20 protein-coding genes and 1 pseudogene are annotated in these 20859 nt (G+C 71.0%); 16 read left to right on the top strand and 5 right to left on the bottom strand.

Annotated features, from left to right (window positions below; translation table 11 throughout):
- Nucleotides 1-97: 97 nt before the first annotated feature.
- Nucleotides 98-1633 carry an SLC13 family permease gene (locus ACFTE1_RS06510; protein ID WP_380625485.1) on the bottom strand — a complete coding sequence of 512 codons (1536 nt, stop codon included), beginning with the start codon at nt 1631-1633 and terminating at the stop codon, nt 98-100.
- A 249-nt stretch (nt 1634-1882) separates the two neighbouring features.
- Between ACFTE1_RS06510 and ACFTE1_RS06505 the strand changes: the two genes are divergently transcribed.
- The 11 genes and pseudogenes from ACFTE1_RS06505 (at nt 1883) to ACFTE1_RS06455 (ending at nt 13541) form a co-directional block, all read left to right on the top strand.
- Nucleotides 1883-3343 carry an MFS transporter gene (locus ACFTE1_RS06505; protein ID WP_380625483.1) on the top strand — a complete coding sequence of 487 codons (1461 nt, stop codon included), beginning with the start codon at nt 1883-1885 and terminating at the stop codon, nt 3341-3343.
- Nucleotides 3343-5367 carry a molybdopterin oxidoreductase family protein gene (locus ACFTE1_RS06500; protein ID WP_380625481.1) on the top strand — a complete coding sequence of 675 codons (2025 nt, stop codon included), beginning with the start codon at nt 3343-3345 and terminating at the stop codon, nt 5365-5367. The genes ACFTE1_RS06505 and ACFTE1_RS06500 overlap by 1 nt, the downstream gene beginning before the upstream one ends.
- 106 nt (nt 5368-5473) lie before the next feature.
- The gene (locus tag ACFTE1_RS06495; protein ID WP_380625479.1) at nt 5474-6835 is read left to right on the top strand and encodes an FAD-dependent oxidoreductase; all 1362 of its coding nucleotides are present in this window, start codon (nt 5474-5476) and stop codon (nt 6833-6835) included.
- 38 nt (nt 6836-6873) lie between these two features.
- Nucleotides 6874-9318 carry a nitrite reductase large subunit NirB gene (gene nirB / locus ACFTE1_RS06490; protein WP_380625476.1) on the top strand — a complete coding sequence of 815 codons (2445 nt, stop codon included), beginning with the start codon at nt 6874-6876 and terminating at the stop codon, nt 9316-9318.
- Nucleotides 9319-9321: 3 nt separating this feature from the next.
- A pseudogene (nirD, locus tag ACFTE1_RS06485) lies at nt 9322-9618 on the top strand (nitrite reductase small subunit NirD); the annotation flags it as partial.
- A gap of 82 nt (nt 9619-9700) precedes the next feature.
- Nucleotides 9701-10171, top strand: coding sequence for a cyclic pyranopterin monophosphate synthase MoaC (moaC, locus tag ACFTE1_RS06480; protein WP_380625474.1), 471 nt, complete (start codon nt 9701-9703; stop codon nt 10169-10171).
- On the top strand, nt 10156-10728 hold the full coding sequence (locus ACFTE1_RS06475) for a MogA/MoaB family molybdenum cofactor biosynthesis protein (RefSeq protein ID WP_380625814.1): 573 nt from the start codon (nt 10156-10158) through the stop codon (nt 10726-10728). Before moaC ends, ACFTE1_RS06475 begins: the two co-directional genes overlap by 16 nt.
- On the top strand, nt 10725-11888 hold the full coding sequence (locus tag ACFTE1_RS06470; protein ID WP_380625471.1) for a molybdopterin molybdotransferase MoeA: 1164 nt from the start codon (nt 10725-10727) through the stop codon (nt 11886-11888). The genes ACFTE1_RS06475 and ACFTE1_RS06470 overlap by 4 nt, the downstream gene beginning before the upstream one ends.
- A 9-nt stretch (nt 11889-11897) precedes the next feature.
- Nucleotides 11898-12311, top strand: a complete 414-nt coding sequence (locus ACFTE1_RS06465) for a molybdenum cofactor biosynthesis protein MoaE (RefSeq protein ID WP_380625469.1) — start codon at nt 11898-11900, stop codon at nt 12309-12311.
- The gene (gene moaA / locus ACFTE1_RS06460; RefSeq protein WP_380625466.1) at nt 12304-13299 is read left to right on the top strand and encodes a GTP 3',8-cyclase MoaA; all 996 of its coding nucleotides are present in this window, start codon (nt 12304-12306) and stop codon (nt 13297-13299) included. Before ACFTE1_RS06465 ends, moaA begins: the two co-directional genes overlap by 8 nt.
- Before the next feature lie 2 nt (nt 13300-13301).
- A complete protein-coding gene (locus tag ACFTE1_RS06455) occupies nt 13302-13541 on the top strand; it encodes a MoaD/ThiS family protein (protein ID WP_380625812.1) in 240 nt (79 codons plus the stop codon).
- 253 nt (nt 13542-13794) lie between these two features.
- On the opposite strand, the gene ACFTE1_RS06450 is transcribed toward ACFTE1_RS06455, so the two are convergent.
- Nucleotides 13795-14514, bottom strand: a complete 720-nt coding sequence (locus ACFTE1_RS06450; protein WP_380625464.1) for a hypothetical protein — start codon at nt 14512-14514, stop codon at nt 13795-13797.
- Nucleotides 14515-14638: 124 nt separating this feature from the next.
- Here ACFTE1_RS06450 and ACFTE1_RS06445 point away from each other — a divergent pair, with 124 nt between their 5' ends.
- The gene (locus ACFTE1_RS06445) at nt 14639-15106 is read left to right on the top strand and encodes a MarR family winged helix-turn-helix transcriptional regulator (RefSeq protein ID WP_380625462.1); all 468 of its coding nucleotides are present in this window, start codon (nt 14639-14641) and stop codon (nt 15104-15106) included.
- 10 nt (nt 15107-15116) lie between these two features.
- Here ACFTE1_RS06445 and ACFTE1_RS06440 read toward each other — a convergent pair whose 3' ends face one another.
- Nucleotides 15117-15974: a sigma-70 family RNA polymerase sigma factor gene (locus tag ACFTE1_RS06440; RefSeq protein WP_380625459.1), complete on the bottom strand. Its 858-nt coding sequence runs from the start codon at nt 15972-15974 to the stop codon at nt 15117-15119.
- Nucleotides 15975-16042: 68 nt separating this feature from the next.
- Here ACFTE1_RS06440 and ACFTE1_RS06435 point away from each other — a divergent pair, with 68 nt between their 5' ends.
- Both ACFTE1_RS06435 and ACFTE1_RS06430 read left to right on the top strand, forming a co-directional pair.
- Nucleotides 16043-16387, top strand: a complete 345-nt coding sequence (locus tag ACFTE1_RS06435) for a VOC family protein (RefSeq protein WP_380625457.1) — start codon at nt 16043-16045, stop codon at nt 16385-16387.
- Nucleotides 16388-16513: 126 nt separating this feature from the next.
- Complete coding sequence (locus tag ACFTE1_RS06430) at nt 16514-17335, top strand: VOC family protein (RefSeq protein ID WP_380762629.1); 822 nt, start codon at nt 16514-16516, stop codon at nt 17333-17335.
- Here the strand turns inward: ACFTE1_RS06430 and ACFTE1_RS06425 are convergent.
- Together ACFTE1_RS06425 and ACFTE1_RS06420 are read right to left on the bottom strand one after the other, a co-directional pair.
- Nucleotides 17325-17978, bottom strand: coding sequence for a GNAT family N-acetyltransferase (locus ACFTE1_RS06425; RefSeq protein ID WP_380625453.1), 654 nt, complete (start codon nt 17976-17978; stop codon nt 17325-17327). The genes ACFTE1_RS06430 and ACFTE1_RS06425 overlap by 11 nt on opposite strands.
- 2 nt (nt 17979-17980) lie before the next feature.
- Entirely contained in the window at nt 17981-18631 is a 651-nt protein-coding gene (locus ACFTE1_RS06420) for a GNAT family N-acetyltransferase (RefSeq protein WP_380625451.1), read from the bottom strand.
- A 50-nt stretch (nt 18632-18681) separates the two neighbouring features.
- Between ACFTE1_RS06420 and ACFTE1_RS06415 the strand changes: the two genes are divergently transcribed.
- Complete coding sequence (locus ACFTE1_RS06415; RefSeq protein WP_380625449.1) at nt 18682-19152, top strand: NUDIX hydrolase; 471 nt, start codon at nt 18682-18684, stop codon at nt 19150-19152.
- Nucleotides 19153-19439: 287 nt separating this feature from the next.
- The gene (locus ACFTE1_RS06410; RefSeq protein WP_380625447.1) at nt 19440-20585 is read left to right on the top strand and encodes a S1 family peptidase; all 1146 of its coding nucleotides are present in this window, start codon (nt 19440-19442) and stop codon (nt 20583-20585) included.
- The last annotated feature ends 274 nt before the right edge of the window (nt 20586-20859 follow it).

Below are 20859 nucleotides of genomic sequence, written 5' to 3'. Positions count from 1 at the left end.
GCCCGGGGCATCGCGCCCCGGGCCTCTTCTGTGTCCTAGGTCGGACGTCGGCCGAGCCCGTTCCCGGCGGTTCGGCCGCCCCGGAACGGCCCGGCGGCTAGACTCCCAGCGCCCAGCCGATGACGGAGTACATGGCCGCCATGATCATCACGATCGCGGTGACGTTGACCGCCGCGCCGCCGCGCACCATCTGGGAGATGGAGATCTTGCCCGAGCCGAAGGCGATGGCGTTGGGCGGGGTGGCGACTGGCAGCATGAACGCCATGCTCGCGGCCAGGGCCGTGGGCACCAGGAGGGTGAGCACCGGCAGGTCGAGGCCCATGGCCACGCCGGCCATGACCGGGAGGAAGGTGTTGGTGACGGCGGTGTTGCTCGTCAGCTCGGTCAGGAGCAGGACGATCGCGACGACCACGAGGACGACCAGGAAGGTCGGGACGCCTTTCAGCCCCGAGACCTGTTCGCCGATCCAGCCGGAGAGCCCGGAGGCCCCGAACTGGCCGGAGAGGGCGAGCCCGCCTCCGAAGAGGAGGAGGATGCCCCACGGCAGCTCCCTCATGGCGTCCCAGTCGATGGCGCGCTTGGCGCCGCCGACGGGAACGACGAAGAGCGCCACTGCCACGGCCATACCGATGACCGTGTCGTCCATGTAGCTCACCCACGGATTGGCCTCGGCGAAGGCGTCGTTCTGTTTGAGGGCGCCGAAGGTGATCCAGGAGACCGCGGCGGTGGCGAAGGCGACGAGGACCGTCCACTCCGGCCGCGTCATCCGCCCCATCTCGCGCAGCTCCCGGCGGATGGCGTCGCGTCCGGCGCCGATCCGCTTCGTCTCGGGGCGGTAGACGCGGGTGAGGATGAGCCAGGCGGCCGCGAGCATCGCCAGGGCGAGGGGGACGCCGAAGGTCATCCACTGGAAGAAGCCGATCTCGATGCCGTGCTCTTCGGAGAGGTAGGCGGAGAGCAGGGCGTTGGGCGGGGTGCCGATGACGGTGCCGACGGAGCCGATCGAGGCGGCGTAGGCGACGCCCAGCAGCAGCGCGGTGGCGAACTTGCGGTCCTGGCGCCCGTCGACGGAGGCCAGGCCGATGACCGCGAGCGCGACGGGGAGGAGGATGAGCGTGGTGGCGGTGTTGGACACCCACATCGAGAGCAGGGCGCAGGCGAGCATGAAGCCGCCGACGATGGCCGTCGACCGGGAGCCCACGCGGCTGATCACGGCGAGGGCGAAGCGCCGGTGGAGGTTCCACTTCTGCATCGCCAGGGCTATGACGAATCCGGAGAGGAAGAGGAAGATGATCTTGTGGCCGTAGGACGGCGCGATCGCCGCGACGCCGACGCGGTCGGCGGTGACGGTGGCGGTCCCGTCCTCGCCGATCTCGACGACGGGCGTGAAGGGGAGGATGACCAGCGGGAGGAGGGCGGTGGCGGCCAAGGGGATCGCCTCGGTCATCCACCATACGGCCATGAGGACGGCGACGGAGGCGACGAACTGCCCGGCGGGGTTGAGGCTGTCGGGCAGGACCAGGTAGGTGAGGACGGCGGCGATCGGTCCGGCTGTGAGCCCTATGATCCGGTGGCGCGGCTCGCGGGCCGTCTCGGCCGGTGCGTCGGCCGGAGTCTCGGTCTTCGTTGACACGGGAGGACTTTCCACTAGGTTTGACACGGAACAAGTCGAACACGAGTTCGGGCCACACCACCGTAACAGAGCGGTGATCCGCGGCACAACTTCTCCCGTCGTTCGTCTCCGCGTGCCGCGCATGCCTTTACACCCCCGTAACAGGACCCGCCCGGAGCGTCTCCGTTCGTAACAGGACGGCGGAGGGAAGTTACCCGCGCGCCACGCGAGCGCGACGCGTTGGAAAAGCCCGGCGGCGACGCTGTCCGGATGAGTACCGCAGAGAGAACACCGCAGGAGCGGACCGGGCCAGCCGAAGGACAGCGGCAGGGAGGCGGCACCCGTCCGGCCCCCTCCGAAGGGAGGGGCGTCCGCCAACCCGCCCGTCCGGCGAAGGGACGCTGGATCGCCGACTGGGACCCCGACGACCGCGCCCGGTGGGAGGCCGGCGGCCGCTCCGTCGCCCGGCGCAACCTGGCCTGGTCGGTCCTGGCCGAGCACGTCGGATTCTCGGTGTGGGTCATGTTCTCCATCGTCGTCCCCTACCTGGCCGCGGCCGGCTACGGCTTCTCCACCGCCCAGCTGTTCTGGCTCGTCGCCCTGCCCAACCTCGTCGGATCGATCCTGCGCCTCCCCTACACCACCGCCGTGGCCCGTTTCGGCGGCCGCAACTGGACGGTCTTCTCCGCGCTGGTCCTCCTACTGCCCACCGGAATGCTCGTGTGGTGCCTGTCGAGTCCCGACACGCCCTTCGGCGCCTTCGCCCTCACCGCCGCCCTGGCCGGGCTCGGCGGGGGCAACTTCGCCTCCTCCATGGCCAACATCTCCTACTTCTACCCCGAACGGCTGCGCGGCACGGCCCTGGGCGTCAACGCCGCCGGAGGCAACATCGGCGTCTCCTCCGTCCAGCTGACCGGGCCGTTCCTCATAGGCCTCGGCGTCCTGGGCGCCGGGTCCCTCACCGACGAAGGGCGCGTCTGGCTCTACAACGTCCCCGTGTTCTGGGGACTGCTCGCCCTCGTCGCCGCCGCCGGAGCCTGGTGGGGCATGGACAACCTCTCGGTCGCCAAGGCCCGCCTGAGCGACCAGCTGCCCGCCCTGAAGGAGAAGCACACCTGGGTCATGGCCCTCGTCTACGTGGGCACCTTCGGTTCCTTCATCGGCTACTCCTTCGCCTTCCCCTTGGTCGCCCGCCTGGAGTTCCCCCAGTTCGCCTCCCTGTGGCTGGCGGCCCTCGGCCCGCTGCTGGGCTCGCTGACCCGCCCCGCCGGCGGCTGGCTCGCCGACAAGTACGCAGGAGCCCCCATCACCGGCACCTGCTTCGCCGTCATGGGAGGCTCCGCGCTGCTGGCCCTGTGGAGCGTCTCGGCGGGGTCCTTCGCCGCGTTCTTCGCGGCGTTCATGGTCCTCTTCTGCGCCTCCGGCATCGCCAACGGATCGGCCTACCGGTCCATCCCGGCCATCTTCACCGCCTCGCTCACAGGCCGCGACCCGGCGACGGTCAAGCGCCTGACGGCCGCCGCCCTCGGCTGGGTCTCCTTCGCCGGCGCCCTCGGCGGATTCGCCATCAACCAGGCCCTGAGCGCCAGCTACGACCGCACCGGCTCGGTCGCCGGCGCGCTCCTCGCCTTCTGCGCCGCCTACGCGGTCCTCGGCGGCGTCAACTGGTGGCACTACCAGCGGCGCGTCTTCACCTCCGCCGCACCCTCCCTGGCCGAGGCGAGGGTCTGATGGCGGAGAGCACCGAGACCCACTGCCCCTACTGCGCCCTGCAGTGCGCGATGACCCTCGAACGCGACTCAGCCGGCGAGGTCAGGGCGCGCCCCGCCGGCGGCGGACTGTGCCGCAAGGGCTGGACCGCCCCGGAGCTGCTCGCCCACCCCGACCGGCTCACCTCCCCGCTCGTCAAGGGCCGCAAGGCCACCTGGGACGAGGCGCTCGACCACATCGCCGAACGGCACCGGGAGATCACCGCGCTCTCGGGCCGCGACTCGGTCGGCGTCTACGGCTCCGGCGCCCTCACCAACGAGAAGGCCTACCAGCTGGGCAAGTTCGCCCGGCTCGCGCTCGGGACGCCGTACATCGACTACAACGGGCGCTTCTGCATGTCCTCGGCCGCCGCCGCGGCCAACCGCTCCCTCGGCATAGACCGCGGACTCCCCTTCCCCATGGCCGATCTCGCCGAGGCCGACACGGTACTGCTCGCCGGCGCCAACCCCGCCGAGACCATGCCGCCGTTCATGAGGCACCTCGCCGGACCCGACCTCATCGTCGCCGACCCCCGCCTGACCGGGACGGCCGAACAGGCTCTGCTGCACCTTCCGGTCCGCCCGGGCACCGACGCCGCGCTCGCGGCCGGCCTCCTCCACATAGCCATCGCGGAGAGCAGGACCGACCGCGACTACATCGACGCCCGCACCACCGGTTTCGACGCCGTGGCGCGCTCGGTCTCCGAGTGCTGGCCGGCGTGGACCGAGCGCGTCACCGGGATCCCCGTCGCAGACCTGTACCGGGCCGTCGAGCTCATGGCCGGGAAGCGGACCGCCATCCTCACCGCGCGCGGCTCCGAACAGCACTCGCAGGGCGTGGACACGGTGACCGCGTGGATCAACCTGGCCCTGGCGCTCGGCCTGGTCGGCAGGCCCTCCAGCGGGTACGGCTGCCTGACCGGCCAGGGCAACGGCCAGGGAGGCCGCGAACACGGGCAGAAGGCCGACCAGCTGCCGGGGTACCGCTCCATCACCGACCCCGACGCCCGCCGCCACGTCGCCGATGTCTGGGGCGTGTCCGAAAGAGACCTGCCGGGCCCGGGCGTCTCGGCCACCGAGCTGCTGTCCCTCTGCGGCGGCGACATCCGCTCCCTGTTCGTCTTCGGTTCCAACCCCGCCGTCTCCGCTCCGCGCTCGGCACGCGTCGCCGAGAACCTGGCGGCGCTGGACCTCCTCGTGGTGTGCGACTTCTTCCTCTCCGAGACAGCCGAACTCGCCGAGGTCGTCCTGCCCACCGCGCAGTGGGCCGAAGAGGACGGGACCATGACCAACCTGGAGGGTCGGCTCCTGCGCCGCCGCATGCTGACCGACCCGCCGCGGGGGGTGCGCACCGACCTGCGGATCATGGCCGACCTGGCCGAACGGCTCGGCGGCAAGGGCTCCTTCGCGACCGACCCCGAAGAGGTCTTCGAGGAGCTGCGCCGCGCCTCCGAGGGAGGCCGGGCCGACTACTCGGGCGCGACCTGGGACCGCATCGACGCCGAACGCCTCCACTGGCCCGTCCGCGCCCGATCCCGTGAGCGGGCCAAGTCCCGGGAGCGGATGTTCACCGACCTCCGCTTCCCCACCGACGACGGGCGGGCACGCTTCGTCCCCGTCTCCCACCGCGAGACGACCGACGTCCGCGACGCCGGGACGCAGCTGTGGCTGACGACCGGGCGGGTCCTCACCCAGTACCAGTCGGGCACGCAGACGAGGCGCGTCGGCTCGCTCGCCGGAGAGCCCTACCTCGCGCTGCACCCCGACACCGCCGAGAACCTCGGCATCGGCGAGGGCGAACGGGTGCGCGTGCGCTCCGACCGGGGCTGGTTCGAGGCGCCGGCGAAGCTCGACTGGACCCTCAGGCGCGACGTGGTGTTCTCGCCGTTCCACTACGGCGGCGCCGCGAACGTCAACCGGGTCGTCTCCGACGCGCTCGATCCGCTCAGCCGCATGCCGGAGTTCAAGGTCAGCGCCGTCCGGCTGGAACGCGCTACCGGAGCGTAACGAACGATCGAATCATTTAGCATCCGCGAAACATCTCCGGTGCGCGCGTTTAACGCCGGGGGCCCACGATGGGCCCACATCGGCACGACGGGAAGGGAGGCTGCCCATGCGCTTGGCGGTCATTGGAAACGGAATGGCGGGATCACGGCTGGCGCGCCGCACCGCGGAGGCCGGCATGGCGGTGACGGTGTTCGCCGCCGAGGCCTCCGCGGCCTACAACCGGGTGCTCCTCTCGGAGTACGTGGGCGGCACCGGGACCCGCGAGTCGATCACCCTGCCGTCCCTTCCCGGGTCGGTGGACCTGCGGACGTCGACCGAGGCGGCCGTGCTGGACGCCGAGTCGCTGACGGTCGACGGGGAGGAGTTCGACGCGGTCGTGCTCGCCACCGGGGCGCGGCCGGTGCTGCCCCCGATCCCGGGCCTCGACAGGGAGGCCGAGCGGGTCTTCACCCTGCGCGACATCGAGGACGCCGAGGCGATCAAGACCGCCGCGTCCCGCTCCGGCAGGGCCGTCGTCCTCGGCGGCGGACTCCTGGGGCTGGAGGCCGCCCGCGGCCTGGCCGCCTCGGGCCTGGCCGTCACCGTCGTCCACGCCGCCCCGCACCTGTTGGAACGCCAGGTCGACCCGGACGGCGGCGAGATGGTCCGCCGCGCCTACGCCGAACTCGGCGTCGAGAGCGTCTGCGACGCCATGACCGCACGGGTCGAGGCCTCCTCCGACGGAGTCGCCCTGCACCTGGCCGACGGGCGGGCGGTCGAGGGCGACTTCCTCGTCGTCTCCTGCGGAGTCGCGCCGAACACCGGACTGGCCGCCGACGCCGGCCTCGAGGTCGGGCGCGGCGTCGTCATCGACGACCACTGCCGCACCTCCGCCGAGGGCGTCTTCGCCATAGGCGACTGCGCCGAGCACGAGGGCATCGCCTACGGCCTCGTGGAGCCGGCGTGGGAGCAGGCCGACGTCGTGGCCGCGTACCTCATGTCCGACCCCGACGAGCCGCGCTTCACCGGCTCCGACCCCATCCTCCGCCTCAAGGCCAAGGGCATCGAGCTCGCCGCCATGGGGACGGTCCGGGCCGACGAGGCCGTGTCCTTCGCCGACCCGGCCAACAACACCTACGCGCGCCTCGCCGTGGCCGACGGCCGCCTGGCCGGGGCCGTCCTCGTCGGCGACAACCCGTCGGTCGGCGAGATCGTCGAACTGTACGACACGGGCGCTCCCCTGCCCGCCAACCGGCGCTCGCTCCTCCTGGGCCGCTTCGAGACCCCCCGCGCCGCCGAGTCCTCCGACGAGAGCCTCGTGTGCCGGTGCAACAACGTCACCCTCGGGGACCTGAAGTCCGCCCACGGCGAGGGCTGCCGCACGGTCGAGGACCTGGCCGCCGCGACCGCCGCCACGACCGGGTGCGGCACCTGCCGCGCCGACGTCGCCGCGTTCTGCCGCACCGCCGCCGAGCCGGCGAAGGCCTGAGCCCGCACCGACCTGAGCCCGCACCGAAAGGAATCCGCATGAGCAATAAGCCCAGACTGGTCGTCGTCGGCGACGGCATGGTCGGCCGGAAGCTGGCCAACGCGATGGCCGGGAGCGACTGGCACGTCGACGTCCTCGGCGAGGAGGAGCACGGCGCCTACGACCGCGTCCACCTCTCGGAGCTGTTCGACGGCAAGAGCCCCGGAGACCTCGCCCTGCCGTGGGACAACGCGGCGGCCGCCCTCCACACGGGCGCCCGGGTCGAGGGGATCGACCGCGAGGCCCGGACCGTGACCGCCGGGGAGCGCTCCTTCCCCTACGACAAACTCGTCCTCGCCACCGGGTCGTACTCCTTCGTCCCGCCCGTCGAGGGCGTCGACTCCCCCGGCGTCTTCGTCTACCGGACGGTCGAGGACGTCGAACGGATCAAGGCCCACGCCGAGGGAAAGGGCCACGGCGTCGTCATCGGCGGCGGGCTCCTCGGCCTGGAGGCGGCCAACGCCCTGCGGTGCATGGGACTGGACGTCACCATCCTCGAGTTCGCCCCGTGGCTCATGGCCCGCCAGCTCGACGAGACGGGCGGCGGTCTCCTGCGCCGCTCGATCGAGGAGTTGGGCATCGAGGTCCTCTGCGGAACCGGCGCCGAACGGATCGCGGAGGGCGACTCCGGCCTCGTCGTCACCGCCGGATCCGAACGCGAGATCGGCACCGACATGGTCGTGTTCGCCGCCGGCGTCCGCCCCCGCGACGAACTGGCGCGCGAGGCTGGACTCGCCATGGGAGAGCGCGGTGGAGTCGCGGTCGACGACCGCTGCCGCACCTCGGACCCCGACGTCCTGGCCGTCGGCGAGGTCGCAGCGGTCGACGGCGTCTGCTACGGGCTGGTGGCCCCCGGCTACCAGATGGCCGAGGCCGTCGCGGCCTCCCTGCGCGGCGAGGACGCCTCCTTCCCCGGCGCCGACACCTCGACCGAGCTGAAGCTCCTGGGCGTGGACGTCGCCCAGTTCGGGGCCATGGACGGCCCCCTCCACTCCACCTACTTCGACCCCACCGCGGGCCTCTACGCCAAACTCGTCCTCTCCGACGACGCCGAGACCCTCCTGGGCGGCATGCTCGTCGGCGACAACGGCCCCTACGCCCTGCTGCGCGCGTCGGTGGGGTCCAAGCCCCCCGCCAAGCTCGCCGACCTGCTCTCCGACGGCGCCGCCGAGGCCGAGATGCCCGCGAGCGCGCAGGTCTGCTCCTGCAACGCCGTCACCAAGGGGACCGTCACCGAGGCGATCGCCGGCGGGTGCGGGACGGTCGGAGAGCTCCAGGACTGCACGAACGCCGGCACCGGGTGCGGTTCGTGCGTGCCCATGCTCAAACAGCTCCTCTCCGAGTCCGGCGTGGAGGTCTCGCGCAGCGTCTGCGAGCACTTCCCGCAGACGCGGGCCGAGCTGTTCGACATCGTCCGCGTCACCGGCATATCCACCTTCAGCGAGCTGATCGCCCAGTACGGCACCGGAGCCGGCTGCGAGCTGTGCAAGCCGGCGGCGGCCTCGATCTTCGCGAGCCTCTCCCAGGGGCACATCCTCCACGGCGAGCAGGCCGCGCTGCAGGACACCAACGACCACTTCCTCGCCAATATGCAGCGCAACGGGACCTACTCGGTCGTCCCGCGCGTGCCCGGCGGGGAGATCACCCCGGAGAAGCTCATCGTCATCGGCGAGATCGCCCGCGACTTCGAGCTCTACACGAAGATCACCGGAGGGCAGCGCATCGACCTGCTGGGCGCGCGCCTGGAGGACCTGCCGCGCATCTGGGCCCGGCTGGTGGAGTCGGGCTTCGAGTCCGGCCACGCCTACGGCAAGGCCGTGCGCACCGTGAAGTCCTGCGTCGGGACCACGTGGTGCCGCTACGGCGTGCAGGACTCCGTCAGCATGGCCATCCTGTTGGAACTGCGTTATCGCGGGCTGCGCAGTCCGCACAAGATCAAGGGCGCCGTCTCCGGCTGCGCGCGCGAGTGCGCAGAGGCGCGGTCCAAGGACTTCGGCGTCATAGCGACCGAGGCCGGCTGGAACCTCTACGTCGGCGGCAACGGCGGCTTCAAGCCCCGGCACGCCGAGCTGTTCGCCACCGACCTCGACGACGAGGGGCTGGTTCGGACGATCGACCGGTTCATCGCCTTCTACATGTCCACCGCCGACCGCCTGACCCGCACCGCCGCCTGGATCGAGGACCTCGACGGCGGCCTGGACTACCTGCGGGAGGTCATCGTCGACGACCGGCTCGGCATCGCCGCAGACCTCGACGAGATCATGCGGCGGCATGTCGAATCCTACGAATGCGAGTGGAAGGGGGTCTTGGAGGATCCTGAGAAACTCGCGCGTTTCACCAGCTTCGCCAACGCCCCCGGGGTGCCCGACCCCGACATCGCCTTCCGGCCCGAACGGGGCCAGAAGGTCCCCCTCCTGCTCGGCTCTCCCGGAAAGGAGTCCTAGACGATGGAACAGACCCTGTGCGACCTCGACGAGCTCGTCCCCGGCCGCGGCGTGGGGATCCTCCTGGAGGACGGGCGCCAACTGGCCCTCTTCCGCCTGCCCGACGGCTCGGTGCGCGCCTGTGACAACCGCGACCCGGCCACGGGGGCCAACGTCCTCGCCCGCGGCCTCATCGGCGACCGCGGCGGCGAGGAGGTCCTCGTGTCCCCGCTGCTCAAGCAGGCCTACCGCCTCTCCGATGGGCGCTGTGTCGACGGAGAGTGGTCGATCGCGATCCATCCTGTGCGAATCTCCAAGGGAACGGTCGTCCTGCCCGCCCCGAACGGGCACGACACCGCTCAGTCCGTCGCATTAGTCGGACCCCGCGGTTACACTTGCCCCTATGTCCGAGCTAACACACGTCAACGCCGCCGGAGAGGCCCACATGGTGGATGTGGGCCACAAGGACCCGGGCCGGAGGGTCGCCACCGCGGCCGGCCGGCTCGACACGACCGCCGAGGTCGTGGAGAAGCTGCGCGGCAACGGCCTCGCCAAGGGCGACGCGCTCGCCACGGCGCGCGTCGCCGGGATCATGGCCGCCAAGAGGACCTGGGAGCTCGTCCCGCTGTGCCACCCGATCGCCCTGTCCAAGATCACCGTCGAGTTCGAGCTCGGCGAGGAGAGCGTGGCGGTCCGGGCGCAGGTGGCCAACAACGACCGGACGGGCGTGGAGATGGAGGCCCTCACGGCGGTGACCGTCGCGGCCCTCACGCTGGTGGACATGGTCAAGGCCGTCGACCCGGCCGCCGAGATCAACGGCGTCGGCGTGGTCGAGAAGGTGGGAGGGAAGACCGGCCTATGGCAGAGGAACTGAAGGATTCGGACGGCACGCCGGGCCGCGGGCCCTGCGGCCGGCTCGACTCCCCGATCAAGGCCCGCGTCATCGTCGCCTCGACCCGCGCGGCCACCGGCGTCTACGCGGACAAGTCCGGACCGGTTCTGGTCGATGGGCTCCGCTCCGGCGGGCTGGACGTCGACGGGCCCGTCGTCGTCCCCGACGGGCCCGAGGTCGAGAAGTCGCTGCGCGAGGCCGTGGCCGACGGGCGCGACTTCGTCATCACCTCCGGCGGCACGGGCCTGACCCCCACCGACCGGACGCCCGAGGCCACGCGCGCCGTCATCGACTTCGAGGTCCCCGGCCTGGCCGAGGCCCTCCGCGCGTACGGACGCGCCAAGCTCCCGCAGGCCGACCTCTCGCGCGGCCTCGCCGGGGCCGCCGGCGCGACCTTGATCGTCAATATCGCCGGGTCCTCCGGCGCCGCCAAGGACGCGCTGGCCGTCCTGACCCCGGACCTCTTGTCCCACTGCGTGTCCCAGCTGCGCGGGGGCGACCATCCGCAGCCGTCCGCCCCGGAGGGAGCCTCCTCATGAGCACGCCCACGCCCTGGCCCGAGGCGCGCCGCACCGCCTACGAACTCGGTCTGTCGATCGACCTGCCGACCGTGGAACTGCCGTTGGACCGGGCCGTCGGGCACACGCTCGCCGCGGCTCCGGCCTCGGCCAACCCCCTGCCGGCCTTCGACACCGTCGCCATGGACGGGTACGCCGTCCGCGGAGAAGGTCCCGCGTGGGACCTTCTCGACTACGACCAGCTGGCCGGGCACCGGGCCGCGGAGCTGCCCGACGGCCGGGCGGTGCGGATCGCCACCGGAGCGCAGCTGCCGCCGAAGACGGAGGGCATCGTCCGCCTCGAGGACTCCACCGTCACGGAGGGAACGGTCTCCGGCCCGCACCAGAGGGACTGGCGCGAGACCGGCGACGAGATCGCCCTCGGCGAGGAGCTCCTCCCCGCCGGCACTCCCGTCTCACCCGCCGCCGCCGGCTTCGCCGCCGCCGCGGGGCTGGACAGGCTGACCGTCTTCGAGAAGCCCACGGCCGCCTTCGCGGTGTTCGGCGACGAGCTGATCGACCGCGGCCCGGCCCGCGACGGCAAGATCCGCGACAGCCTGGGGCCCATGCTCCCCGCGATGCTGGAGGGCCTGGGCGCGACCGCGTCGCGGCCGGTCCACGTCGAGGACACCCCCGAGGCGCACTACAACGCGCTCAACGGTCCGGCCCCGCAGCCGACGATCCTCTGCACCACCGGCGGCACCATGCACGGGCCGGTCGACTACCTCCACCCGACGCTGAAGAAGCTCGGCGCCGAGTACCTCATCGACACCGTGGCCGTCCGTCCCGGGTTCCCGATGCTCTTGGCGCGCACGCCCAACGGCATCGTCTGCGGGCTGCCGGGCAATCCCCAGTCGGCGGTCATCTCCGTCGCCACCATCGTCGCCCCCCTCATCGCCGGCCTGCTGCGCCGCCCCCTGCCCGAGCTGGGCGTGGCGGCGGTGGCCGACGACATCCCCGGGCGCGGCGACTGCCACCGGCTGGCGCTGGTGGACGACTTCGGGCGACTCATCCCCCACCACGGCTCGGCGATGCTGCGCGGCGTCGCCACCGCGCGGGGCTTCGCCGTCGTCGAACCGCACACGAACGCGCGTCGGTCGGACGCGCTGCCACTGGTCCCCATGCCGGGACGAACCAGCTGAGGAGAGCCGATGATCCACGTCGAGATGACCGAGCACCCGATCGAGGCGAGCCTGCTCGAACAGAAGTGCGCCCCGGCCACTTCCGGCGCCCGGGTCTCCTTCCATGGCGTGGTCCGCGACCACGACCACGGCAAGACCGTCCTCTCCCTCACCTACGAGGCGCATCCCAGCGCCGAGGGCGTCCTCGACGAGGTGGCCCGCGAAGTGAAAGAAAGGCACGGGCTGGACGCCGTCGCACTGTCCCACCGCGTCGGAGACCTCTCCATCGGCGAGGCCGCCCTCGTGGCCGTCGTCGCCAGCCCGCATCGGGGCGAGTCCTTCCGCGCGATCGCCGAGGCGGTCGACCTCGTGAAGGAGCGCCTGCCCGTCTGGAAGCACCAGTACTTCTCCGACGGCACGGACGAATGGGTGAACTGTGCATAGAGAACTGATCGACCAATACGGCCGGGTGGCCCGCGACCTGCGGGTCTCCCTGACCGACAAGTGCAACCTGCGCTGCCAGTACTGCATGCCCGCCGAGGGCATGGCGTGGCTCCCCAAACCCGAGGTGCTGACCGACGAGGAGGTCGTGCGCCTCGTCCGCCTCGCGGTGGACGAGCTGGGGATCCACGAGGTCCGCTTCACCGGCGGCGAGCCGCTCCTGCGGCCCGGCCTCCCGGCGATCCTCGCGGCCCTCCACGAGTCCCGCCCCGATGTGGAACTCTCCTTGACCACCAATGCCATCGGCCTCGACAAGAACGCGCGCGCCCTGGTCGAGGCGGGCCTGACCCGCATCAACGTCTCACTCGACACGATCGACCCCGAGACGTTCAAGACCCTGGCCCGCCGCGACCGCCTGGAGCCGACCCTCAAGGGCCTCCACGCCGCCGCCGAGGCGGGACTGCAGCCGGTCAAGATCAACTCGGTGCTCATGCCGGGGATCAACGACGACCAGGCTCCCGACCTCCTGCGCTACGCTCTGGCGCACAACTTCGAACTGCGGTTCATCGAGCAGATGCCGCTGGACGCCGACGGGATCTGGCGGCGCGACACGATGGTCACCGCCGATCAGATCCTCGCCTCGCTGCGGGAGGAGTTCGACCTCTCCCCCGCCACCGAGCCGCGCGGATCGGCGCCGGCCGAGAAGTGGCTGGTCGACGGAGGGCCGGCGACGGTGGGCGTGATCGGCACGGTCACCCGGCCCTTCTGCGGCGACTGCGACCGGACGCGCCTGACGGCCGACGGGCAGATCCGCAACTGCCTCTTCGCGCGCGGCGAGACGGACCTGCGCGGAGCCCTGCGCTCCGGTGCGAGCGACGACGAACTGGCCGAGATCTGGCGCGGCGCCATGTGGACCAAGGCCGCCGGCGCGGGTATCGACGACCCGAAGTTCCTCAAGCCCACCCGGTCGATGTCGGCCATTGGAGGATGAGCATGCTGACCGTCCGCTATTTCGCCGGAGCCAAGGCCGCCGCCGGACTCGCCGAGGAGAAGGCCGAGGCCGAAACCCTCGGCGGGTTGAAGGCCGTCCTGGCCGAGCGCCACGGGCCCGGACTGGAGAAGGTCCTCTCCGTCTCCAGCTTCCTCGTCGAGGGCGCGAGCACTCGCGACGACGACGCCGGCCTCGAAGAGGGGGCGACGGTCGAGGTCCTGCCGCCCTTCGCCGGAGGCTGACCGAACGCTGAAAGGACGGGTCGGCGGGGATCACCGCGGCCCTGTCGCGCTTCGCCGGGGCCCGCCCGTGCGAGCGAACCTGGACGTTCGAGCAGAGGCCGGGGCCGGACGGTTCACCGTCCGGCCCCGGCCTTTCTGTTCCCTTTCGGTCGTAGGTTCCGGCTAGCCGCCGTGTTCTCCAGCGACATCGGACCTCCTACCGCGCACCGCCCTGAAACCGTGTCGACGGGGCGGGTTCCCGCGAACCCCGCTCTCACTTTCGCGCGTTCTTTGGGGCGCGGTTCTTCGGCAGCGTGAAGCCGACGACGACGAGCCACGCCATTCCCAGGAACCTGCCGATCGGCAGCAGCACGGACAGCTCCTCCACCAGGAGGGAGAGCAGCGAGAGCTCGCAGAGCAGTGCGAGCGCCAGGCCGATCCAGGCCACCGGCCGCGGAGTGAGGCGGGCCAGCAGGGAGGGAACGGCGAGTCCGGCGATGAGCAGTCCCATCGGGGCCACGATGCCGACGCCGCCCAGGGCGAAGCCCAGAAGGTGGAGTGCCTGCACGGTCCCCTCGGCCGCCGCGACGGCCTCGTGGGACATCGTCCAGACGACGGCGGCGCAGACGATCTGCATGGCGGCGGCGATCAGGCCTCCGGCCAGGGCGATGTTGGCGCCGGGCGCCCGCACTCCCAGCCGGTGGAGCCGGGCCATAGCGGTGGCCGAGAAGATCATCAGCGGCATGGAGGAGGCGAACATGAAGAACCCCTGGGTCTGGACCGCGGAGGAGTTGGCCGCGAAATACCCGGCCACTTCGGCGGCTGTCGCGGCGAAGGGCTCTGGATAGGGAGTGCCGTCGCCGAGGACCGACTGGAAGACCAGGCCGGCCGTGAAGAGTCCGGTGAAGGCCAGGGCCAGGGGCCCCAGGGGAGGCCCGGCCTGGGCGTTGCGGGTACGCGGGGCGTCTTGGCGGTTCTGCACCGAGGTTGTCATGGGTTCATTCCGTTCTCTGCCATGAATCGTTCTTGTAGGTGAATCATACATGGAGGTGTACAATAGTCAAGTGCAGCAGTCAGGAAACTCGGAAACACCGCAAAGACCTCGAGGAACGGCCTTCATGCTGGCTCAAGTCGGAGGGCACGCCGCGATGAAGTTCGCGCGCCGACTCGAACCCCTGGGGCTCACTCCGCCCGACGTCGGCCTGCTCCGGCTCATCGCCCGGGAGCCGGGCCGCAGTCAGCGCTCGCTCGCCACGGCGCTCGACGTCGTTCCCAGCAGGGTCGTCTCCCTCATCGACGGCCTGGCCGAACGGGACCTGGTGGAAAGGCGCGTCAATCCCTCGGACCGGCGCAACACCGCCCTCCACCTGACGGAGAAGGCAGAGGACGCACTGGCGAAGATGCGGACGATCGGCGGCGAGCACGAGGACGACCTGCTGGACGCGCTCGATGACGGCGAGCGCGCGCAACTGAACGGCCTGCTGGACAAGATCGTCCGGCAACAGGGGCTGCAGCCGGGAGTCCACCCCGGCTTCCAGTTCATGGGCGGTCGCAAGCCGCGCCGCTCCCAGGGTGGCAAGAACTGAGGCTCTGAGGTCACCGGGGCAGGGCGACGGGCACCAGTTCCCTGAGGGCGTCCTCGCCGCCGATGAGGCGGATGGCGGTGATCCTGCCGTCCTCCACCGTGAAGTCGAAGGCGACCTTCGCCTCGCCCCGGAGGACCCAGGCCGCGCCCGACGCCGCTCCCAGCAGCATGGGGAACGCCGTCTGGGCGCCCCCATCGAACAGCGCGGCCACCGCCCCGGCCCCGCTCCTGGCTCCGGCGCCCAGCTCCCCTGCCGCCGAGTCGACGAACAGCTCCACGTCGGGGTCCAACAGCTCCATCAGAGCGTCGAACCGGCCCTCCCGCGCGGCGGCGAGGAACGAGGTGACGACCTCGTACTGGCGCGCCGGATCGGTCTCCGCGCTCGGACGCGCCTCCCTCAACCGCCTCCTCGCCCGGCTGGCGAGCTTCCGGGTCGCCTCCACCGTCCGGTCGAGCACCGGCGCTATCTCACCGAACTTCAGCCCGAACAGGTCGTGCAGGACGAACGCCGTCCGCTCCGCGGGCTCCAGCCGGTCGAGCACCACCATGAGCGCCGCGCCCATCGTCTCGGTCCACAGGGCGTCCTCCTCCGGGCCGGCCACCGCGCCGTCGTCGAAGTCCGCGCCCCAGGGCGTCTCCTTGGCACGCGGCTTCGACTCCAGGATGTCGAGGCAGAGGCGCGCCACGACCGTCGTCAACCACCCCGGCAGGTTCTCGATCCGCTCCGGGTCCTGGCGGTCCAGGCGGATCCAGGCCTCCTGCACGGCGTCCTCCGCTTCGGCGTGCGAGCCGAGGATGCGCCGGGCAACCCCGAGCAGACGCCCGCGCTCCCGGTCGAAAGCCCTGGCCAGAGCGTCTTTTCCGCCCATCGGTCACGTTTTCCTTCCCGGCGCCGTCATATGGGTGTCTCATAGATTAGACCAGAGAGGAACCCGTCATGGACAACCGTTTCGCCACCGTCATCGTCCCCGTCAAGGACCTGGAGGGAGCCAAGGCGTTCTACTCCGAACTGCTCGGCACCGGCCCCGCGCAGGACTCCGAGTACTACGTCGGCTTCGAGCTCGAGGGGCAGACGGTCGGCCTCAACCCGCACGGCTTCGAACAGGGCCTCACCGGCCCGGTCCCCTACCGCGCGGTCGAGGACCTCGAAGCGGCCATCGCCGCCCTCACCGCGGCCGGCGGCGAGGTGCGCCAGAAGCCGCAGCCGGTCGGAGGCGGCAGGACGATCGCCACGGTCGCCGACGCCGACGGCAACATCGTGGGCCTCACCCACGACGAGTAGAACACCGACGCCCCCCTGCCCGGGGCCGCCGCTCCCCACGGGGATCGTCCCGGGACGGGAGAGGCGTCGGCCGTCCGCGCCTTCTCCGATCTGCCGCCCGCTGCGCTCCGCCACGCGATAATGGCGGTGAGCCGCACCGGCGGCAGAGAGCGAGAGGACCTGATGCTGACGACCGAGTTCACCGTGGGCCGACCGGTATGGGTCGACGTGGGCAGCAACGACTTCGCCGCCTCCGCCGGCTTCTACCGGTCGGTCTTCGGCTGGGAGCACGAGCCCCTGCCGCCCGAGGCGGGCGGCTACGGGTTCTTCAAGAAGGACGGGAAGACCGTCGCCGCCATGGGCCCCTCCATGGGGGCCGCGCCGTCCTGGGGCCTGTACTTCATGACCGACGACGCCGAGGCCGCCGCCGCGGCCGTGCGCGACGCCGGCGGCACCGTGCGGGAAGAACCCATGCGGGTCTTCGACATGGGTTCCCTGGCCGCCTTCGCCGACCCCTCCGGGGCCGGATTCTCCGTCTGGCAGCCGGGAACCGTCAAGGGCCTCGACGCGCTGGGCGACCCCGGCGCCCTGTGCTGGACCGAGCTGTCCACCGCGAACCGAGACCGGGACAAGGACTTCTACCGTTCGCTCTTCGGGTGGACCTACTTCGACTACCCGATGCCCGACGGCGACGGCGTCTACACCGCCGCCTCGACAGGCGGGGAGAACGATACCCACAGCGGCCTCTTCCAGCCGGACGGCACCGGGGCGGACGTGCCCGGACAGCCGTCCGGATGGACGGTGTACTTCGCGACGGCCGACTGCGACGCCACGGCCGAGGCGATCTCCTCCGGCGGCGGCACCCTCCTCATGAAGCCCGCCACGATGGAGGGCGCCGGCCGCATCGCGCTGGCGGCGGACCCGCAGGGCGCCGTCTTCGCGATCATGGCGAACGAGCCTACGGGGTGAGGCCGAAGAACTCGAGGCAGGCGGGAGTGACGCCGGAGACCGAGATGACCTCGCGCCGGCTCCGCTCCCACGCCTCCCGCCGCAGCAGCCAGTTCTGCGAGATCTTGCGCTCGCCCTTCACCGCGTAGACCTCTATGCCGTTGGGTTCGTAGCCCAGCTTGCGCGAGACGGCCTCCGAAGCGGCGTTGCCCCGGAACGAACCGGAGTGCGCCAGCTCGGCGCCCAGCGTCGCGAATCCCAGTTCCAGAACCGCCGCCCTCATCTCGGTGCCGAGGCCCCGGCCCTGGAAGTCACGTCCGAGCCAGGATCCGGAGTTGACCGTCCGCCGCACTCCGAAGTCCTTCGCCCAGAGGCTCTGCACGCCGACCGGACCCCCCTCGTGGAAGACGGTGAAGTGGAGGTTCCAGTCCCCGGGCCGCTGCCCGGAGAGGTTGCCCCAGCGGTGCTGGAGGAGGTTGCGGGGCAGGACGTCCGGGTCCTCCTCGGCCCAGGTGGAGACGAAGGGGATCCGCCCTGCCGGGTAGATGCCGCTAGCGGCCACCCGCGCGAGCGCGAGGTTGTCCTCGTCGCCGCCCAGGCGCAGGCTCAGTCGCGGGGTGCGGATCTCGATCCCGAAGAAGGGGAACGCCTCGTCGGGTCGCATCGTCACTCCTCCAGTCCGAAGAGGGGCCGGCACTCGGGTGTGAAGCCGGTGATCTCGATGTCGTCGCGGCGGTGGCGCTCCCAGCGTTCGCGCGTGAGCAGCCAGCGGTTGAGCGCCTTGGCCTCGCCGGCGACGGTGATGGTGTCGACTCCATTGCCCTCGTAGCCGTTCTTCTTCGAGACCGTCTCCGAGGCGAGGTTGCCCTCGAAGGACTCCGACGCGGCGAAATCGGCCTCCAGCCGTGTGAAGGCGAACTCGAGCATGGCGGCCCGCATCTCGGTGCCGAGGCCCTTGCCCTGGGCATCGCGGCCGAGCCACGAGCTGGAGTTCACCAGTCGGGTCACCCCGAAGTCCCTCGCTCCGACGTCCTGCACGCCGACCGGTTCTCCGCCGACGAAAACCGTGAGCATGAGGGTCCACTTCTCCGGCTTCCAGGTGGCCATGGCCGCCCAGTGGTGCTGGAGGAAGTTGCGGCGCAGCGTCTCGGGCTCGACCTCGGCCCATTCGGTCGTGAACGGGTTCTTCCCCTCCGGGTAGATGCCGCCGACGGCCACGTCGGCGAGAGCGGCGCGCTCCGCGTCGTCGGCCACTCGCATCTCGAGTCGCGGGGTCCGGATGGTCGTACCGAGGAAGGGGAAGATGTCTTTCAGCATGTTATGACCCTAGAGGGGAGCTCGGCGACCGTCAATCGGATAATGGGCGCATGGTTCGCATCGATCACTGGGGAGACGCTGAAGCGCCCGAACCGACGTCTGCCGTGCCCGCCGCGTGCGTGTTCGTCGAGGACGGCGCGGGCCGCGTGCTCTTGCTCCGCCGCAGCGACAACGGCCTGTGGGCGCTGCCGGGAGGCACTCACGAGCTGGGCGAGTCCCTGCCGGAGACGGCCGTCCGCGAGGCGCGCGAGGAGACGGGGCTGGAGGTGCGGTTGACCGGGTTCGTGGGCACGTACACCGATCCCTCGCACGTGATCGATTACGGCGACGGTGAGGTGCGCCAGCAGTTCGCACTGTGCTTCCGCGGGGAAGCGGTGGGCGGCCGACTGCGGCCGTCCGCCGAATCGCCCCTCTTGCGCTGGTGCGGCGAGGACGAGGTGGCGGAGCTCGACGTGCATCCGTCGACCGGGTTGCGTATCGAGCACGGTTTCCGGCGTTCCGGAGAGGTCCACCTCGGTTGAGCGGGGTTCGGCTCGATCGTCCGGACCCCCTGCGGCCCTTCACCGCAGAGGAGTTTGAGCGCCTCCCTCCGGACCGGGAACGCCGGGACGGCACGGAGGGAAAACCCTTGCATTTCCGGTAGCCTCCATGAGGTCGACGCCGACTACCAGGGCGTTCGCAGTGTGGGCCGATCACCACCCCAATATGCCTATGTACAAATATCGATTTCTTTTCTACCGTTCCGTACGAGGCCCTCACCGGGGCTCTCGGGTGAGAAACCCGTACACACAACGGAAGAGAAGACATCATGAAACGCAAAGCGACATTCGCCGCCGCGGGTGCGGTGGCCATCGCGGCCGCCGCGCTCTCCGCGGCCGCTCCCGCCCAAGCCGACAGCCTCAGCGACAGGGCGGCCGACGCCCGGGCCGACCTCGAGGGCAAGGTCGACACCTCGCTCCTCACGGCCATGACCGACCAGCTCGACCTCACCACGGCCGAGGCCTACGACCTCCTGGCCGTCGAGAGCGTCGCCTCCGAGCTGCAGAGCGAGCTGAGCGACGACTTCGGAGCCTCCTACGCGGGCGTGTGGATCCTCGAGTCCGGGGACGGCGTCGCCGCCGCCACCACCTCGGCGTCCGAGAGCGCCCCGACGGGCGTCGACACCGTCGTGGTCGACCACAGCATGGCCGAGCTCGAGTCGGTGACCGACTCCTTCGAGGCCGCCGGAGAGGCCGACGGCATCGCCGGCTGGTACATCGACGTCCGCGACAACACCGTCGTCCTCGAAGCCACCGACTCCGACGCGGCGAGCGACTTCATCGCCGAGTCGCGGACCGACGCCGACGCCGTGACCGTCGAGGTCACCGACGCCGAGTACGAGCCGTACTACGTGCGGGGAGGGGACGCCTACTACATCAACAACTCCTCGCGCTGCTCCGTCGGTTTCGCGGTCACCCAGGGCTCCACCAAGGGCTTCGTGACCGCCGGCCACTGCGGTTCCGCCGGCTCGTCGGTCACCGGCGGCAGCGCCTCCCCGGGCACGTTCCAGCAGTCGGTCTTCCCCGGCGCGGACGCCGCCTGGGTCTCGGTGGGCTCCAACCAGCAGCTGTACGGTTCGGTCAACATGTACTCCGGCTCCCGGGCCGTGTACAACTCCAACGAGGCCGCGGTGGGCGCCTCCATCTGCCGCTCCGGCTCCACCACGGGCTGGCACTGCGGCACCGTGCAGGCGAAGAACCAGTCCGTCTCCTACCCGCAGGGGACCGTCAACGGCCTCACCCGCACCACCGTCTGCGCCGAGCCCGGCGACTCGGGCGGTTCGTTCATCAGCGGTTACAGCGCCCAGGGCATGACCTCGGGCGGCTCCGGCGACTGCCGCAGCGGCGGCACGACCTTCTTCCAGCCGATCAATCCCGCGCTCAACGCCTGGGGACTCACCCTGGTGACGGCCTGACGCCCCGGGGGCGGCCCACCGGACCGACCCCGCACCGACGGGCGGAGCGCAGTGGCGCTCCGCCCGTTTCTCCGTCCTCCTCCAGTCGGGAATCCGACGGGCTCCACGCCGTTTGTGCACTATTAACGGGTATACCCTCCGGACAGACAGGGTTCTCCCTTGCTTTCGCCTTGTCGGACAAGAGGAATCACGAGGCTCACCTGGCCCGTCGCCCCATATTGAAGTTAGTTCAACATATTCTCATATTTACGAACCACTGTTTTCCCTCTACCGT

Origin of the sequence: Salininema proteolyticum, from assembly GCF_042685645.1 — a bacterium.
GTDB classification, from domain to species: domain Bacteria; phylum Actinomycetota; class Actinomycetes; order Mycobacteriales; family Micromonosporaceae; genus Salininema; species Salininema proteolyticum.
This window is presented reverse-complemented; position numbering and strand designations above follow the sequence as displayed.

Excerpts from the sequence above, each read along its gene's own strand:
- ACFTE1_RS06505 (WP_380625483.1), top strand. The coding sequence starts at position 1,883 with ATGAGTACCGCAGAGAGAACACCGCAGGAGCGGACCGGGCCAGCCGAA.
- ACFTE1_RS06500 (WP_380625481.1), top strand. The coding sequence starts at position 3,343 with ATGGCGGAGAGCACCGAGACCCACTGCCCCTACTGCGCCCTGCAGTGC.
- ACFTE1_RS06495 (WP_380625479.1), top strand. The coding sequence starts at position 5,474 with ATGCGCTTGGCGGTCATTGGAAACGGAATGGCGGGATCACGGCTGGCG.
- nirB (WP_380625476.1), top strand. The coding sequence starts at position 6,874 with ATGAGCAATAAGCCCAGACTGGTCGTCGTCGGCGACGGCATGGTCGGC.
- moaC (WP_380625474.1), top strand. The coding sequence starts at position 9,701 with ATGTCCGAGCTAACACACGTCAACGCCGCCGGAGAGGCCCACATGGTG.
- ACFTE1_RS06475 (WP_380625814.1), top strand. The coding sequence starts at position 10,156 with ATGGCAGAGGAACTGAAGGATTCGGACGGCACGCCGGGCCGCGGGCCC.
- ACFTE1_RS06470 (WP_380625471.1), top strand. The coding sequence starts at position 10,725 with ATGAGCACGCCCACGCCCTGGCCCGAGGCGCGCCGCACCGCCTACGAA.
- ACFTE1_RS06465 (WP_380625469.1), top strand. The coding sequence starts at position 11,898 with ATGATCCACGTCGAGATGACCGAGCACCCGATCGAGGCGAGCCTGCTC.
- ACFTE1_RS06455 (WP_380625812.1), top strand. The coding sequence starts at position 13,302 with ATGCTGACCGTCCGCTATTTCGCCGGAGCCAAGGCCGCCGCCGGACTC.
- ACFTE1_RS06450 (WP_380625464.1), bottom strand. The coding sequence starts at position 14,514 with ATGACAACCTCGGTGCAGAACCGCCAAGACGCCCCGCGTACCCGCAAC.
- ACFTE1_RS06445 (WP_380625462.1), top strand. The coding sequence starts at position 14,639 with ATGCTGGCTCAAGTCGGAGGGCACGCCGCGATGAAGTTCGCGCGCCGA.
- ACFTE1_RS06440 (WP_380625459.1), bottom strand. The coding sequence starts at position 15,974 with ATGGGCGGAAAAGACGCTCTGGCCAGGGCTTTCGACCGGGAGCGCGGG.
- ACFTE1_RS06435 (WP_380625457.1), top strand. The coding sequence starts at position 16,043 with ATGGACAACCGTTTCGCCACCGTCATCGTCCCCGTCAAGGACCTGGAG.
- ACFTE1_RS06425 (WP_380625453.1), bottom strand. The coding sequence starts at position 17,978 with ATGCGACCCGACGAGGCGTTCCCCTTCTTCGGGATCGAGATCCGCACC.
- ACFTE1_RS06420 (WP_380625451.1), bottom strand. The coding sequence starts at position 18,631 with ATGCTGAAAGACATCTTCCCCTTCCTCGGTACGACCATCCGGACCCCG.
- ACFTE1_RS06415 (WP_380625449.1), top strand. The coding sequence starts at position 18,682 with ATGGTTCGCATCGATCACTGGGGAGACGCTGAAGCGCCCGAACCGACG.
- ACFTE1_RS06410 (WP_380625447.1), top strand. The coding sequence starts at position 19,440 with ATGAAACGCAAAGCGACATTCGCCGCCGCGGGTGCGGTGGCCATCGCG.